Raw genomic sequence first — 15503 nt, 5'->3', positions numbered from 1 at the left:
CACCTGTTCCCATGCCGAACACAGCAGTTAAGCTCTCCAGCGCCGATGGTAGTTGGGGCTTTGCCCCTGCAAGAGTAGGACGCCGCCAGGCAAATCCCATTCCATAGTAATTTGGCCAAAACATCTTTTGAAAACCTAAAGATGGGTCATTTAAGGAGTGAGGCTACTCCGGATAAGCATGCAACACGACAAACATTGTCTGAGCATCAATATCCTGTATTTGGATTATTCCACAGTAGCTCAGCGGTAGAGCAATCGGCTGTTAACCGATCGGTCGTAGGTTCGATTCCTACCTGTGGAGCCATGGAGAGCTGTCCGAGTGGCCGAAGGAGCACGATTGGAAATCGTGTAGGCCGTTATCACGGCCTCGAGGGTTCGAATCCCTCGCTCTCCGCCACTTATATTTTTGGCCCGTTGGTCAAGCGGTTAAGACACCGCCCTTTCACGGCGGTAACACGGGTTCGAGTCCCGTACGGGTCACCACTATTATGGAGGATTAGCTCAGCTGGGAGAGCACCTGCCTTACAAGCAGGGGGTCGCAGGTTCGAGCCCTGCATCCTCCACCATTTTAGACGAAATTTCAAAGTTATACTATCTCATATCGCGGGGTGGAGCAAAGCCGTAAGCATCATTGGTTAACCTCTATGCAGGCTTTGTGAGGAGTGCAGCATCACCGATTCATCTTGCAACACGACGAACAGTTCTATTCAAGTTATAAGAGTATTAATTTAATATTCACTTCATATCGCGGGGTGGAGCAGTCTGGTAGCTCGTTGGGCTCATAACCCAAAGGTCGCAAGTTCAAATCTTGCCCCCGCAACCAATTTACTTTAACTAAGAACATCGAGCATAAATCTATGTCAATTTAGGCATATCTACATTTTACATATTCGGTCCGGTAGTTCAGCTGGTTAGAATGCCTGCCTGTCACGCAGGAGGTCGCGGGTTCGAGTCCCGTCCGGACCGCCATTTAAATTAATAGTAATAATACATATTGGCTCTGTAGCTCAGTCGGTAGAGCAAAGGACTGAAAATCCTTGTGTCGGCGGTTCGATTCCGTCCGGAGCCACCATTTTTGCATTTACATTTATATGGAGGGGTAGCGAAGTGGCTAAACGCGGCGGACTGTAAATCCGCTCCCTCAGGGTTCGGGAGTTCGAATCTCTCCCCCTCCACCATATATTTTTTAACAAGTAGGGGTATAGTTTAATGGTAAAACGAAGGTCTCCAAAACCTTTGATGTGGGTTCGATTCCTACTACCCCTGCCATTATTATATTATGGCGGTCGTGGCGAAGTGGTTAACGCACCGGATTGTGGCTCCGGCATTCGTGGGTTCGATCCCCATCGGTCGCCCCATAAATTTTAATCTTATTGGGCTATAGCCAAGCGGTAAGGCATCGGGTTTTGATCCCGTGATTCCCAGGTTCGAATCCTGGTAGCCCAGCCATTATGCGGAAGTAGTTCAGTGGTAGAACACCACCTTGCCAAGGTGGGGGTCGCGGGTTCGAATCCCGTCTTCCGCTCCATTACTTCGTTTTGGCGGTATAGCCAAGTGGTAAGGCAGAGGTCTGCAAAACCTTTATCACCGGTTCAAATCCGGTTACCGCCTCCAACATATGCCGGTGTGGCGGAATTGGCAGACGCGCATGACTCAAAATCATGTTCCCTCTGGGAGTGTCGGTTCGAACCCGACCACCGGTATTAATTTTATAAACACGAAAAATTATATAATAATATTATCTTTATAGGATAGACAGGATTACTAAAATCCTGTCCTTTTTGTGTTCTAAGATGATTATCCAATGTTTGAGAGTAATTTTGAACGATGTAAGGTAGACCTTATTATCGTTTAATGAAATGATGTTCTAAAAGGTGTAATAGCTTTTGGATTAATAGTAGTTACAGAAGTAATGATTAGGCTGAAACAAGTGATATTTATGATAAAATGAAAGAATGTCTTAGAATAATGCACATGCTGATAATGAACATAGGAGTGGAATAAAATGAACAAAAAAGACATAGCAAGTATCCGAAAACAATTCAAATTAAATAATGATTTATTAAAAATTCATGAGATTTTTAATGTGTATATAATGAAAGAATCCAGCGAAATATACCATCATCAAAGTCTATCATTTGAACTATTGGAAGAGGAACAGAAAGAATTGTTTATGGATAATTTTAAAAAAGTGCTATCAGGCCAGTTAGATGAAAAATTATTCGAATTAAAGTTCCAGCGCGATGTGGAAAATAACAGTCAGCTAATTCTTCACCAGGGTTTATTAAGTAATGATACAGAAGAATGGAAAGGTCAAATGCTTCAGATCGTAGAAAAAATGTTGAAGGATAAGCAATATGAAATGGATATTGTCGTAACCTTTATTCGGGGAGAATATATGAAACCGATGAAGAACATGAGCGACGAGTCAGAAGAAAGTGAGCGTGATACGGTATATTCCCATCCTTTTATTTTATGCAGTATGAATAAAACGCAAGATCCAAAAAAGGAATTACTGTTTGACTATGTCGAAAAGGAGTTTAAGTATAATATTGTTGTCGATCCGGTTATCAACCTGAAAGCTCCAATATCAGGATTCCTATTCCCTTCAATTACGGATAATGCTGCAGATGTTAACCACGTGCTGTATTCGGCAGGGAAGAAGAATGAACTTAATTATCATTTCATCGAGGAAGTATTAAATGCGGAAGAAAAAATGACTGCCGCACAGGATAAAATTGTTTTTGAGGAAATTGTAAAAAATGTAGCTGGTGATCAAAAAATCAACACGTCAACACTTTCAAATGTTTACGATGAGATTCATCGTGTCGTGGAAGAGAATGAAGAGGAAGAGATACCGAAATTAGACTACAAAGATGTCGAAAAAGTTTTGAAAAGCAGTGGGATAGAAGATATTAATTCGAATAAAGTAGAAACTGCTTTTAAAACTGTGACTGATGATGAATCATATGAGTTTAAAGCGAATAACATTGTACCGAAATATAATACAAAGTCTATTAAAATAGAGACGAAACTAGCTAATATCTCCATCAGTCCACAAGACTTAAGATATGTACGTCAAGTCCATTTCAGCGGGAAGCGCTACTTAATGATGGAAGTGGAAGAGAATACGGTTATTGAAGGCTTTGAAATGGTTCCGGAAGCATTATTTGAAAAAGCAAAAGAGGATACAGAATGATACATGGAACTTGCGGGACAGGGTATGAATTCTTGTCCTTTCTTGTTCAATTAAAATGTTACATGAATTGAACAGGCTAATAATGAGAAGATTTGTCGGAAGGAAATGTATTACAAGCTGATAGCAGTGGGAATGCTTGGTCTTGTATTGCAAAGTAAGCGTTCTGTATATATACGCTTGTTAAACTATTGTTGAAGAACCCATTATTTAAAGGAATGAGGACCGTGTTCACTGATTTGGCGGATCCTCATTCCGCTATTTGTCATTTTTGCGTCAAATTCGGCTGATTTTCTGCTATTAGCGGAACGAGGATCCGCTTCGACAGGTTCGCCTCAATTCCGAGCGACAATCATTGTACTGTTCTGCCTCGTTTGTTTAACAATGCTTGATATCAATAAAAATAGACAGGTCAACAAGAAGCTGACCTGTCTACCGTATTATTATTCTCCAACCATTTGATCGACTTTATCACGGTTTTTTTCAATCCATTCGGTAGCTAATTTTTCAAAGGAGGTACCGTTTTCTTCATTTTTACTTATCATCGATTCTATTTCAGGAATGGAAATGCTCCAATTGGATAAAATCTCATATGCTTCTGGATGCTCTTCCTGAATCCCTTTATATGACAATACATAAACGTTATCTGCTTTAAAATAGTCTCCTTGACCTTCTAAAAATTTCAAGTCATTACGTGCAAAGACAGAATGTGGTCTCCAAGGAGTGAAAACAACAGGCTCTTTATCATCAATTTTACTTTGTGCAGCGGAAATCATCGCACCTTCACTAGAAGTTTTTAATTCAAGTCCGCTTTCTTCTAAGTTCTCACCTTTCACTAATTCCTTTGAAATATTAACAATGCCTGCTCCTTCAGCAATGGTAAGTATTTCGCCATCATATTTTTCTGCATTTGCTTTTAAATCTTCAATCGAGTTTTCTTCCACATAAGAAGGGACTGCAAAACCAAGTTCTGCATTTTCATAACTTGTTGCTACTTTCACTAATTCATCCTTATACTCTTCCCATCTAGGTGCTTCTGTATATGGTAACCATGCATCCATAAAGAAATCAATCTCTTTATTACTCATACCATCCCAGATAATTGGTTGTGAAACATGTTTTACTTCAACTGTATATCCTTGTTCCTCTAAAATTTTCTTTGCAATTTGTGTTGGTGGTGCAGTACTTGTCCAAGGTGTTTGTCCAAAAACAATTGTTCCTTTTTCTTCAGAAGTCTCAGCGGCATCGTCATTATTATTCTCTTCTTCATTGCCACAAGCAGCAAGTGTCAATAAAGATAATGTAATAAATAATAGTAATAATTTCTTCATGATGTATGTCTCCTTTTTTAATTTAATTTATTAAATATCTCTCTCATATTTTCAGGAGTATACTGTAATGAATCGACTGTGTCTGATTCCCAAGCATCGTATTTTTCACCATTAATACGCTGGAGGATATTCGTAGTATCATACATTTTGATAGTGTACACCCAATTCGCAATCATCATTAGTGATGCCATATGAGAACCCTCATTGGATGCTGTACAGATGTCTTTGACAAGGTGGATCTTATAATCGTTAAAATAGGCATCAAATACAGAAGTTAACAGACACCCATCTGTCACGACTCCGCCAATCACAACATTTTCTACGTTTAAACTCCTTAGAGTAAGATCCAGGCTAGTTTCGTGAAAAGCACTCCATCGATATTTATCAATAATTATGTCACCATCTTGTGGTTTGATTTCATCTAAAATCTCTATACTTTCGTTAGCTGTGTTGTAATAATAGGGTGTACCATCGCTGTTTAAGGGTTCTCCTTGGGAAAGACCAACCCCATCTGCCCGATTGATTTGACGTGTGTAAATAATAGGGATGTTCTTTTCTCTAAACCCGTCAATTAGCCTTTTGGCATTCGTTACTACTTGGTCCATTTGCCCGAGTCCAAAATTACTTTCCTTCTGAAGGTCAATTAGCACCAAAGCAGTGTTCTGTTTGTTCATGTTATGTCTCCTTTATTTTTCTGTTGTTTTGGTAAATAATTAAATATATCCCCCGATTCCATTGCATTTGCAAATCGCATCGTCCAATTAAAATAGTCGTAAGAGTTTCTAATGAGGGCAAGATCTTTGGTTGCCTCTTCTTTTACTTGATCATCGGATGTATCTTTTACTATAGCTTCTAAAGCAGGCTCGACCTGTTCTGTGGCCTTCATTATTAGATTACGTTCTTGTCGTATCTTTTTAATAAAGAACGTTATAAAATTTCTTAAATAATCTTTCTCTGCAACATAATGATCTTTTCGATCACCTTTCATCCAAACTTTTGTGACCATATCCGTTTCTAATAGTTCCCGCATTCCATTACTTACACTAGCTTTACTCATTGCTACCTGATCCTTTATTTCATCAAGCGTCAACGGTTCAGAGGAAAAATAAAGTACACCGTAAATACGACCAACAGATGGAGTAACCCCATAGATAACCATTGATTGTGCAATCGCGCTGATCATAATGTCTCTGGATTGCTCAATTGTTTCATGTTCATTGGACAATAGTATCAACCTCATTTGTTTAATTTATATTGTTTACATTAAACATATTAAATTAATTAAATTTAAAAATCAACTAATTTTGAGAAATTTGGTTGATAAATTAAATTAAAGGGAAGGGAAGTGTTGTTGGCTACAAGTATGTCTTTTGTAGCATGTACAATTTTCTTCAAAATAAAAGTGGCATTACTGGTTTCAGTTTTACACTAATTTCAAAAAAACTCACAATCGCTGTTTTTAAAATACTCGTGAGTATATAAACCATATTTAGTTATGACAACCACAAGAACAACATTTGTAATTTGCTGCAGGTCGCAATTTAGTGTTATTTACTATGAACGAAGAAACTGCTGCATCGATAAGAGATATAATTTTTTTATCATACCTCTTCACAAAGAAGGAATACTATAATGGAATAATAATTCAAGATGGTTTATCACATCATTTGTAAAAACATTCATAACATGATAATTTTTAAAAGGATAGATATGCTTGCGAAAACTGTTTTGGTATGAAAATTTAGAACAGTGCAGCATACTACATACGAATATATTTAAATAGAGGAGAAAATGTCATGAAAATTATAGTAGCTGGAGGAGATGGCTTTTGTGGCTGGCCGACCGCCTTGTATTTATCAAAACAGGGACATGATGTAGCCATTATTGATAATATGATCAGGAGAAAGTGGGATAATGAACTACATTCGAACTCTATTACACCAATTGCAACACTTGAAGAACGGGTAGCAAAATGGAAAGAACTTACCGGTAATGAAATTCGGACATATGATGGGGACTTGACTCATTATGATTTTTTACGTGAAGTATTGAAAAAAGAACAGCCTGATGCGTTTGCTCATTTTGCTGAACAGCGGTCTGCACCATATTCTATGATCGATAGGGAACATGCTGTGTTCACGCAAAACAATAACGTAACAGGAACATTAAACGTATTGTATGGGATAAAAGAAATTGTTCCTGATTGCCATTTAATTAAATTGGGTACAATGGGTGAATATGGTACCCCTAATATTGAAATAGAAGAAGGGTATATCGAGATAGAACATAAGGGAAGAAAAGATGTTCTTCCATTCCCGAAACAGCCAGGATCTTTTTATCACCTGTCGAAGGTTCATGACAGCCATAATATAACATTCGCATGTAAAATCTGGGGAATAAGAGCAACTGATTTAAACCAGGGAGTTGTTTATGGATTAGATACAGATGAAACGCAAATGGATCCGGTATTGTCAAACCGCCTGGACTATGATGGGGTATTTGGTACTGCATTGAATCGTTTCATTATCCAGTCAACTATTGGGCACGATATTACAGTATACGGAAAAGGCGGACAAACACGTGGATTTTTAAACATAAGGGATACCGTGCGTTGTATTGAGATTGCGGCGAATAATCCGGCTGACCGAGGAGAGTTCCGTGTGTTCAACCAATTTACTGAGGAGTTTTCTGTATTGGACCTGGCTAAAAAAGTTGAGAAGGTTGCACAAGAAGAAGGTCTTGAGACAACAATTGCGCATCTTGAGAATCCAAGAGTTGAATTGGAAGAGCATTTTTTCCATGCAGAAAATACAAAACTTCGAGACCTCGGTTTAGAACCTAATTTACTGACTGATGATGTAATTCGCGGAATTCTTAAAACAGTTGTAAATCATAAAGAACGAATAATTAAAGAAAACGTACTGCCACAAGTATCCTGGAAATAAACAAGGAAGTGTCACCTATGAAAATTGCTATCGTAACTGAAACTTTTCTGCCATCAACTGATGGGGTTGTTACCAGATTAAAAGCCTGTATTCGCTATTTCTTAAAAGAAGGACATGATGTTCGTGTAATAGCACCAGACCTTGGTGTTTATGAATTTGAAGGAGCAAAAGTAGAAGGGGTGCCAGCACGGACCCTTCCTTTTTATCGCTCCAAAAAATTTGCCCTTCCTAATCGAAAAGTTAGTGGTCTGTTGAAAGAGTACGATCCTGATATTGTTCATGTGGTAAACCCGGCTATTCTTGGTTTATCTGGTGTATACTACGCTAAAAAGCTTGGTTATCCAATGATTGCCTCTTATCACACAAATGTAGCGCAATATTTGGATTACTATAAAGTCTCTCTTTTTAAGGGACTAGTATGGTGGTATTTTCGAAAACTGCATAACAAGGCGGAGTTAAACCTCTGTACTTCAAATACAGTTAAGGAAGAGTTAGAAGGACACGGAATTGAAAATGTACATGTCTGGAAACGTGGTGTTGATACAGAGTTGTTTCATCCTAATAAGTATGATAATGAAATGCGGGACAAACTATCAAATGGTCAATCTGAGAAGAAGCTGCTATTGTATGTTGGCAGACTTGCTCCAGAGAAGGAAATTGAGAAAATAAAATCAGTACTGAAAGCATCGGATGAATTCGTCCTTGCTATTGTAGGTGATGGTCCGCATAGGCGCGAGTTGGAAAAACACTTTGCTGGTACTAGTACAGTATTTACTGGTTTATTACATGGTGATGAACTTGCTAAGGCCTATGCCTCATCAGATGTCTTTGTATTTCCATCGACAACTGAAACGCTTGGTCTGGTAATTACGGAAGCAATGGCATCTGGACTGCCACTTGTAGCAGCTGAAAGTGGACCAACTTGTGAACAAATAGAAAATAATCATACCGGGTTGCTGTACAACCCTGATAAGCAAGATGATTTCACAGCAACTTTGATTAAGTTTGAAGATGAAACATTAAGAAAGCGGTTGGCAAAGTCCGCCCATAAAGAAATTTCAGAAATGGGTTGGGAGGCTCAATCGAAGCAAGTGCTTGATTATTATAAGGAAATAGTAAGCGTAGGAGAAGAGCAAAGTAATACAGCAAACTGACATTTCCAAACTTCAATTCTTAAACCGCTTAAATAAGGGAGTCCCATGAAACAGAACAAAAGAAAAAAAGGCCCATTTCAATTTCTGCAGTTTAGTGTAATTGGGGTTTCAAATGCAGGAATTGATATTGGGACACTAAACTTATTGCTATTATTATTTCACACAGATGAAAGAGGCTTGCTTCTGCTATATAATACCATTGCTTATACATTAGCTGTAGCAAATAGTTACTTTTGGAATGCAAGCTTTACATTTCAACACTCAGCTAAAGGCAGTAATCGACAGCGATTTCTTTTCATTGTTCAAGGCATAGTGAGCTTGGGTGTTAATAATCTTGTGTTTATTGCATCCAATACCCTTATGGAAAGTTTCGGTGTCCCTAATTGGCTGCGATACAATATTGCCAAGGGTCTGGCTATGCTCCTTTCATTTATTGCAAGCTTTTTTATGATTAAATATTTTGTGTTTAAGAAATCGAAAAAGAACTGAGCCACTAGAATTAGAGGCTCAGTTCTTTTTTGGTTCATTTAATATATAGAATCCAATCAACTAATTTCAAAATTTATAGGTGAAAATAATTAAAAAAATGTTAAAATATAGTAAAAAAGGACTAGAAAAATATCATATAGAGTATATAATGAAAATAACATAAATAACTTAAATAATTTAATTTTACATAATAGTAATATTACTGAGGAAAGGAGGAGAATAAAATGAGCAATGATAATTCCTTATTTTTCAATAATATTTTGATGAACGGGATTAAAGAGATGGTTTTTATTATTGCGATAGATAATAATCAAGATTTTTGTTATGAATTTCTTAATCAAGCTGCAATTAAACATACAATTCTTACGGACAAGGTTATTGGGCAAACAATTCAGGATGTTTATCCACAAAAGACGGCGGAATTTTTGATAGATAAGTATACGAAAGCTATCGAATTAAAAGATGGATTATCATACGAAGATTTTTATGAAGCACCATCAGGTATTAAATATTCAGAAACGACATTGTCTCCTTTATTTGATAAAGATGGTATTTGCACACATATTGTTGCTCTGGTAAAAGATATTACCCGAAGAAGGATGACTGAGCTTGAAATTCAAAAGTCGAAAAATGATTTGTACCGCAATAAGCAGAAATATCGATCCCTTTATGATTATAACTTGGATGCTATATTTTCACTCAGTCTTACAGGCAATATCCAAAATGGTAACAGTGCAGTAGAATCAGTTTTTGGTTCCAATGCCAAAGAAATGAAGAACTCTCCTTTCACTGAATTATTTGCTTCAAAAGATAAGGATTTAGCTAGCAAAAATTTTCGTGATGTAATAAAAGGAATTCCACAAGAGCATCAGTTAACTATACTTAATAAATCAAATGAGATGGTAGAGGTTATTGTTAAGCTTACTCCTATCATTATAAATGATGATATAGTTGGCATATATAGCATCTTTAAAGATATTAATGAACAAATACAACTGGGCAAAAAGTATAAAGAAAGCGAAGATCAATTTCGAATAATTACAGAGAATTCGAATGATTTAATAACAATGATTGATAATCAAGGTAAAATTGTATACGTATCACCATCCTACAAAGAAGTCTTGGACTATGAAGAAAATGAATATATTAACAAACCCTTTTTGCATAATGTACACACAGATGATCGGGAACGATTGCAGGAATCTTTTATAGAATCAATTCGGAATAAAACAACGTGGAAGGAACAATTTAGACAGAAACATGGAGATGGTGATTACATCTGGTCGGAGTTACTTGGCTCTCCTGTTTATGATGATGAGAATCAGTTTACACATATGGTAGTGGTATCAAGAAATATTACACTTCGAAAAGATTATGAACAGCAATTACAGCATATGGCATATCATGATCCGTTAACAGGCTTGCCGAATCGCCGTTATTTCATCAAACAATTAACAGAGCATATAGAGAGTATAAAAGATACTGATCAGCGACTGGCAATGATTATGATGGATCTGGATCAGTTTAAATTAATTAATGATAAAATGGGGCACAGTATTGGAGATCAGGTAATTCAGGAATTTGGATTAAGAATTAGTAAGGTAATACGTGAAGAGGATTTACTTGCACGCATAGGTGGAGACGAATTCACTTTATTAGTACCTAATATAACTTCCGCTGAAGATGTTCTTGAAATAGCTAATCGAATTATCAACATAATGAACGAGCCTTGGTGTGTTGAAAATTATAATTTTAGGATAACAACAAGCCTAGGTATTGTTGTTTCATCACCGAAGTCCCCTGAAAATGCCAACGAGATGCTAAAGTATGCGGATAAGGAGCTTTATAAAGCAAAAAAAGCAGGAAGAAATGACTATAGTTTATACGATTTCATGCAGAATTTATTTGTGAAGTAATAAGGAAGCTTAACCAATACACTGGTTAGGCTTCTTTAGTTGGCAGTTAAGAAAGAATATATCCTTTCTTATTATATAAGCACAACTAAGGCTTATCTATATTAAGGCTTGACGATAGGCCAAGTTTTCTAATGGCTGGTTTCCAACATTTCAGATGGTGAATATAATGTATAGAATAACGATATATTAAGCAACATAGATAATGATAAAATTTCAGGAGGAACGAATATGGGATTTATGGAGCGTGTAAAAAAAGGGAATACGTCCTCAGGTTTGGCAGCTTTAGGTAATGCTTTTTTAGCTCTAATAAAAGGTGTGGCTGCTTTTTTTAGTGGAAATGGCGCTATGTTTGCTACAACTATGCATTCACTAGCAGATTCTGTTAACCAGGGATTTGTCTTTTTTGGTAGTGTTCTTGCGGAATCACCTCCGTCCAACCGATTTCCGACTGGGTTTGGAAGGGTAATCAATATATTTTGTATGGTTGCCGTCATTGTAGTTTCGGTTTTAGCGTATGAAACACTAAAAGAAGGCTGGCATCTTTTCCAACATCCGGAAGGGTCTGGAAACTTGTGGTTAAATATAGGAGTTCTAATAGCATCACTTGTAATTGATGGTGCTATTTTAATTAAAGCTATGAAAGAAATTATTAAGGAATCTAAAGGTGAAAAATCCGGCTGGTTAATCACTTCTGCATTTAAAAGTGCTGGAAAGGCATCTCCTGCTACACGGTTAGTGTTCTATGAGGACCTAGTTGCTACTTCTGGTGCAGTGCTTGCTATGATTGGTGTTTTACTGTCACAGGTGTTTGGATTACTTACAGCTGATGGAATCTTTACAATGCTTATTGGGATATTAATGCTGTTTGTTGCGTTTCGTGTGGGTTATGACAATATGGTTGGCTTAATTGGCGTATCAGCTCCTGCCGATGTAGAAAATAAACTTACTGATGCATTACTAGACGACGAAGCTGTAGTGGATATCTATAAGATAAGAACTATACAGGAAGGGCGCACATATCATGTCGAAGGCACTGTTGAACTCAAAAAAGGATTTTCACTAGCTGAAGCCGACGACATAAAATTTCGCCTTAGTGATAAACTGTTACGTTTACCAGAAGTAGCTGATGTGGTATTAGGAATAATTGAAGATAATGGTGAAAAGGACCAGTAGCTAAGATAATCCTCTAATTCGATCAAGGTAGTTTTTTTGGTGACAATCTTGTATAATTCTTAAATATATAAGAAAGTATGGATTAAACATCTAAGAAAGAAGGGTGATTATACTGGCTGTTATACGATGGTCCTTTTTCGTCGTGGGGCTTATTTTTTTTAGTTTCGGGATTTCTGTAACGATCAATGTTCAACACTTAGGTATTCACCCATGGGATGTATTAAATGTAGGCCTCTTTGAAATATTTGGTTTAACGATTGGTACATGGAATGTTGCATGTGGCTTCACGTTAATAATAGTGTCCTGGATTTTGGATAAAAGTTATATAAAATTAGGTACATTTTTAAATGCGTTTCTCGTTGGCATGTTTGTGGATCTCTTTTTATGGCTTGATTTTCTGCCTGAAGCGAGCCATTCCTGGACAGATGCTATTTTGATGGGGATAGGGATTGTAGTAATGGGATTCGGAGGTGGTTTATATAATGCTGCGAGGGTTGGATCAGGGCCACGTGATGGATTTATGCTATCCATTTCAGATAAATTAGGTGCACCTATTGGTAGGGTTCGTATTATAACGGAGAGCTCAGTGCTGGTATTAGGATTGATTTTGGGAGGACCGGTATTTATTTTCACATTTATATTCACATTTATACAAAGCCCAATTTTTCAGTTTACATTTCTGCGCTTTGATAAACTTATCAATCAAATACAAGCAAAGTACCACGAAAAGCATCTTACTTCTTCAAGAGCAAGTGGTTAAGTAAATGTGAATTCTCAAGCTCCCTAATAATGATTTCCTGACTACTTATGATTAGTGGGTAAAATAGAAATCTTGGCTTGTCGCCAAGTCATAATGGGCGAAAGCCTTAACTGCTAAAAAAGCCCGGAAGTGACTCTAATTCACTTTTGGGCTTTAATATTTTTTGGGTTTAAAATGTATCTAAATGAATTTCCTGTTGAGATGTGTCTTGATCTACATCAAATTTAACCATAACATTTTTCAAAAAGAACCAGCCAAAAATTAATATGATTAGCGTTAAAGCAACAATTATTAAGACTACAATCTTACTACTCACAGCAGTTTACCTCCTAATTATACTTAATGTTAGATTAGCAAAACCGCATCCTGCTGTAAATAGTTGTAAGACAAAAGTCATGCTTTAGTCAAAAATTGGCTCTTATTAATATAGTAAAAGATATATCCCCTAGGAAAATAGTGAAAATAAGCGGAAATTGGAGCAACATTTCAATGTTTACGCTTTCTTGGCATTTTGTCAATTACAGATTCTATGGTATGATTCGTAGGTTGAAATCGGTTTAAGCTTTATAGAAAGCTTAGCAACACTATACTATAGAAAGAGGTAAAAAATTGAGAGTAGAACAGATAAAGCAAAAATGGTTTGGCAATATTAAAGGTGATGTTTTGGCTGGAATGGTTGTCGCAATGGCACTGATTCCAGAGGCAATAGCCTTTTCAATTATTGCAGGGGTAGATCCAATGGTTGGTCTTTATGCATCGTTTTGTATTGCTGTAGTTATTGCATTTGTTGGCGGACGGCCTGGAATGATCTCAGCAGCAACAGGTGCAATGGCGCTTCTGATGGTTAACTTAGTTGCTGACTATGGGTTACAATACTTACTAGCTGCTACAATTCTAACAGGAGTTATTCAGGTTTTAGTAGGTATATTCAAATTATCCAGTGTTATGAAATTTGTGCCACGTTCGGTGATGGTCGGATTTGTTAATGCACTGGCAATATTAATTTTTACAGCTCAACTACAGCATTTTGTAGATGAGTCTTGGATCATGTATGCTCTTGTAGGGCTAACGCTTGTAATTATTTATCTTTTACCGCGACTTACAAAAGCAGTGCCATCAACACTAGTGGCAATTATCGCAATTACAGCAATTGTAATTTTTGGTGATATCGGTGTGCGTACAGTTGGAGACATGGGTGCATTAACACAGCAGCTGCCAGTGTTTTTAATCCCATCAATTCCGTTGACATGGGAAACACTTATGATTATTCTTCCTTACTCAGCTGCGTTAGCAATTGTTGGGCTATTGGAATCGTTGCTAACAGCTAATATAGTTGATGATATGACTGACACAGAAAGCAATAAAAATAAAGAAACACGCGGGCAAGGTATTGCTAATGTTGTGACTGGCTTCTTTGGTGGTATGGCTGGCTGTGCGATGATCGGGCAGTCTGTCATTAATGTGAAGTCAGGTGGAAATGGTCGTCTGTCTTCTCTGGTTGCAGGTGTATTTCTTATGTTTTTAATTATTGTGTTAGGTGGAGTAGTTGTGCAAATTCCAATGGCAGCCTTAGTTGGCGTTATGTTTATGGTGGCAATAGGAACATTTGACTGGTCATCGATACGGACTCTGCATAAGCTTCCCAAATCAGATGCTGCCGTTATGGTAACCACCGTTGTGATTGTTGTTGTCACACATGATCTTTCAAAGGGTGTTCTTGCAGGTGTATTACTGAGTGCAATATTCTTTGCAGCAAAAATATCTAAAACAAAAGTAACAAAAGAACTTTCATTAAATGGCGAGAAGAAAATTTACCGCGTCCATGGGCAATTATTTTTTGCATCGGTAACTGACTTTCCAAAGAAGTTTAATTTTACAGATACTGTTCAAGAAGTAGAAATTGACTTAACGCATGCACACCTATGGGATGATTCAGCTATAGGTGCTTTAGATAAAATAGAAATGAAATTTGAGCAGAATGATATAGAAGTCTACTATAGTGGATTGAATGAGGATAGTCAGCATTTAAAAAATCGCATGGGTGGACTTTCAAAAGCATCAGGACATTAAGGTTTTAAAATGTTAAGATGAGATTAAAGAGGTGAGGCTTGTGTTTAAAAAAATAATGTTGGCGACTGATGGTTCAGAACACTCAGCACGATCTGCAAAGTATGCTATTGAGCTTGCCGAAAAATTCGATGGAAAAATTGAAATTGTTTATGCTGTTGATGGGCAAACATCAAAATCTGATGTTTTGCACCATGCTAATAAATTTGAAGTTGAAAAAAAGCGTAAAGAGAAGATTAAGGCAGTAAAGAACTTACTGGAAGTTTCAGGTGTGGATTTTGAGACAAATATTTTACATGGTGAAGCAGGACCGACAATTGTAGAGCATGCAAATGAAAACAAATTTGACTGTGTCGTTATCGGAAGCAGAGGTCTTAATAACTTGCAAACTCTGATTCTAGGAAGTGTCAGTCACAAAGTTGCTAAACGCGCAGATTGTCCAGTACTAATAGTTAAATAGAAATTATAAGAG

13 protein-coding genes, 14 tRNA genes and 1 rRNA gene are annotated in these 15503 nt (G+C 37.1%); 24 read left to right on the top strand and 4 right to left on the bottom strand.

Annotation, left to right across the window (positions count from 1 at the left end; genetic code table 11):
* From rrf to J2Z82_RS13090, 16 genes are all read left to right on the top strand, one after another.
* Positions 1-91 (top strand): 5S ribosomal RNA (gene rrf, locus J2Z82_RS13165); the annotation flags it as partial.
* Between the two features lie 138 nt (positions 92-229).
* A tRNA-Asn gene (locus J2Z82_RS13160) sits at positions 230-304 on the top strand.
* A gap of 1 nt (position 305) precedes the next feature.
* Positions 306-397: transfer RNA gene (locus tag J2Z82_RS13155), tRNA-Ser, on the top strand.
* 11 nt (positions 398-408) lie between these two features.
* Positions 409-483, top strand: a tRNA-Glu gene (locus tag J2Z82_RS13150).
* 7 nt (positions 484-490) lie between these two features.
* Positions 491-566: transfer RNA gene (locus tag J2Z82_RS13145), tRNA-Val, on the top strand.
* A 180-nt stretch (positions 567-746) separates the two neighbouring features.
* A tRNA-Met gene (locus J2Z82_RS13140) sits at positions 747-823 on the top strand.
* A gap of 69 nt (positions 824-892) precedes the next feature.
* Positions 893-969, top strand: a tRNA-Asp gene (locus tag J2Z82_RS13135).
* Positions 970-996: 27 nt separating this feature from the next.
* Positions 997-1072: transfer RNA gene (locus J2Z82_RS13130), tRNA-Phe, on the top strand.
* A 21-nt stretch (positions 1073-1093) separates the two neighbouring features.
* A tRNA-Tyr gene (locus J2Z82_RS13125) sits at positions 1094-1178 on the top strand.
* A 17-nt stretch (positions 1179-1195) separates the two neighbouring features.
* Positions 1196-1269: transfer RNA gene (locus tag J2Z82_RS13120), tRNA-Trp, on the top strand.
* 13 nt (positions 1270-1282) lie between these two features.
* Positions 1283-1358, top strand: a tRNA-His gene (locus J2Z82_RS13115).
* A gap of 16 nt (positions 1359-1374) precedes the next feature.
* A tRNA-Gln gene (locus tag J2Z82_RS13110) sits at positions 1375-1449 on the top strand.
* A 4-nt stretch (positions 1450-1453) separates the two neighbouring features.
* Positions 1454-1528: transfer RNA gene (locus J2Z82_RS13105), tRNA-Gly, on the top strand.
* 12 nt (positions 1529-1540) lie between these two features.
* Positions 1541-1614 (top strand) — tRNA-Cys (locus J2Z82_RS13100).
* A gap of 6 nt (positions 1615-1620) precedes the next feature.
* Positions 1621-1703, top strand: a tRNA-Leu gene (locus J2Z82_RS13095).
* Between the two features lie 302 nt (positions 1704-2005).
* Positions 2006-3199: a DUF4317 domain-containing protein gene (locus tag J2Z82_RS13090; protein WP_209481231.1), complete on the top strand. Its 1194-nt coding sequence runs from the start codon at positions 2006-2008 to the stop codon at positions 3197-3199.
* Positions 3200-3639: 440 nt separating this feature from the next.
* Here J2Z82_RS13090 and J2Z82_RS13085 read toward each other — a convergent pair whose 3' ends face one another.
* From J2Z82_RS13085 to J2Z82_RS13075, 3 genes are read right to left on the bottom strand one after another with little or no spacing between them, the layout of a single operon-like run.
* Positions 3640-4527 carry a glycine betaine ABC transporter substrate-binding protein gene (locus J2Z82_RS13085; RefSeq protein WP_209481230.1) on the bottom strand — a complete coding sequence of 296 codons (888 nt, stop codon included), beginning with the start codon at positions 4525-4527 and terminating at the stop codon, positions 3640-3642.
* A 17-nt stretch (positions 4528-4544) separates the two neighbouring features.
* Entirely contained in the window at positions 4545-5201 is a 657-nt protein-coding gene (locus J2Z82_RS13080) for a cysteine hydrolase family protein (protein ID WP_209481229.1), read from the bottom strand.
* Positions 5198-5752, bottom strand: coding sequence for a GbsR/MarR family transcriptional regulator (locus J2Z82_RS13075; RefSeq protein WP_209481228.1), 555 nt, complete (start codon positions 5750-5752; stop codon positions 5198-5200). The genes J2Z82_RS13080 and J2Z82_RS13075 overlap by 4 nt, the downstream gene beginning before the upstream one ends.
* Before the next feature lie 571 nt (positions 5753-6323).
* Between J2Z82_RS13075 and J2Z82_RS13070 the strand changes: the two genes are divergently transcribed.
* The 6 genes from J2Z82_RS13070 to J2Z82_RS13045 all read left to right on the top strand — a co-directional run bounded on the left by J2Z82_RS13070 (position 6324) and on the right by J2Z82_RS13045 (position 12964).
* Positions 6324-7472 carry an NAD-dependent epimerase/dehydratase family protein gene (locus tag J2Z82_RS13070; RefSeq protein ID WP_209481227.1) on the top strand — a complete coding sequence of 383 codons (1149 nt, stop codon included), beginning with the start codon at positions 6324-6326 and terminating at the stop codon, positions 7470-7472.
* Positions 7473-7489: 17 nt separating this feature from the next.
* Positions 7490-8626, top strand: a complete 1137-nt coding sequence (locus tag J2Z82_RS13065) for a glycosyltransferase family 4 protein (RefSeq protein ID WP_209481226.1) — start codon at positions 7490-7492, stop codon at positions 8624-8626.
* 45 nt (positions 8627-8671) lie between these two features.
* Positions 8672-9115, top strand: coding sequence for a GtrA family protein (locus tag J2Z82_RS13060; RefSeq protein WP_209481225.1), 444 nt, complete (start codon positions 8672-8674; stop codon positions 9113-9115).
* A gap of 224 nt (positions 9116-9339) precedes the next feature.
* The gene (locus J2Z82_RS13055) at positions 9340-11031 is read left to right on the top strand and encodes a diguanylate cyclase domain-containing protein (RefSeq protein ID WP_209481224.1); all 1692 of its coding nucleotides are present in this window, start codon (positions 9340-9342) and stop codon (positions 11029-11031) included.
* 228 nt (positions 11032-11259) lie between these two features.
* The gene (locus J2Z82_RS13050) at positions 11260-12204 is read left to right on the top strand and encodes a cation diffusion facilitator family transporter (RefSeq protein ID WP_209481223.1); all 945 of its coding nucleotides are present in this window, start codon (positions 11260-11262) and stop codon (positions 12202-12204) included.
* Between the two features lie 109 nt (positions 12205-12313).
* Positions 12314-12964 (top strand): YczE/YyaS/YitT family protein, encoded by a 651-nt coding sequence (locus J2Z82_RS13045; RefSeq protein WP_209481241.1) that lies wholly within the window; start codon positions 12314-12316, stop codon positions 12962-12964.
* A 169-nt stretch (positions 12965-13133) separates the two neighbouring features.
* On the opposite strand, the gene J2Z82_RS13040 is transcribed toward J2Z82_RS13045, so the two are convergent.
* A complete protein-coding gene (locus J2Z82_RS13040) occupies positions 13134-13280 on the bottom strand; it encodes a hypothetical protein (RefSeq protein ID WP_209481222.1) in 147 nt (48 codons plus the stop codon).
* A gap of 293 nt (positions 13281-13573) precedes the next feature.
* Here J2Z82_RS13040 and J2Z82_RS13035 point away from each other — a divergent pair, with 293 nt between their 5' ends.
* Together J2Z82_RS13035 and J2Z82_RS13030 are read left to right on the top strand one after the other, a co-directional pair.
* On the top strand, positions 13574-15034 hold the full coding sequence (locus J2Z82_RS13035) for a SulP family inorganic anion transporter (RefSeq protein ID WP_209481221.1): 1461 nt from the start codon (positions 13574-13576) through the stop codon (positions 15032-15034).
* Positions 15035-15074: 40 nt separating this feature from the next.
* Entirely contained in the window at positions 15075-15491 is a 417-nt protein-coding gene (locus J2Z82_RS13030; RefSeq protein WP_209481220.1) for a universal stress protein, read from the top strand.
* The last annotated feature ends 12 nt before the right edge of the window (positions 15492-15503 follow it).

Origin of the sequence: Virgibacillus litoralis, from assembly GCF_017873675.1 — a bacterium.
Classification (GTDB): domain Bacteria; phylum Bacillota; class Bacilli; order Bacillales; family Amphibacillaceae; genus Lentibacillus; species Lentibacillus litoralis.
The sequence above is the reverse complement of the archived record's forward strand: the minus strand, read 5'-3'. Positions and strand labels throughout refer to the sequence as shown.